The sequence below is a fragment of the Paraburkholderia sp. SIMBA_027 genome (assembly GCF_046535315.1).
Taxonomy (GTDB): Bacteria; Pseudomonadota; Gammaproteobacteria; order Burkholderiales; family Burkholderiaceae; genus Paraburkholderia; species Paraburkholderia tropica.
The window spans coordinates 1-262 of record NZ_JAWRWY010000873.1; the positions used below are offsets into that span (position 1 = coordinate 1).

Here is a 262-nt window from a genome sequence, read left to right on the forward strand (position 1 = left end):
GGATGGCACATGAAACGGATGCGGCTGTAATTTTAGTTGCGGACATCGAACGTGGAGGTGTTTTTGCAGCAATAATCGGAACATTGGTACTATTAGATAACGATGAACGCGCACGAGTTAAGGGAATAATTATTAACAAATTCCGTGGTATGAAACAATTACTTGATAGTGGTATAGAATGGCTCGAAAATTACACAGGCATACCGGTATTAGGTGTTATTCCTTATTTTGATGTCAAGATTGAGGCAGAAGACTCAATGGC

At 40.1% G+C, this 262-nt stretch carries 1 protein-coding gene; it reads left to right on the forward strand.

The genetic code is table 11. The features are described 5' to 3' along the window. Positions 1-262 (forward strand): AAA family ATPase (locus SB764_RS41585; RefSeq protein WP_410866976.1); only part of this gene is annotated, 262 nt, incomplete at both ends.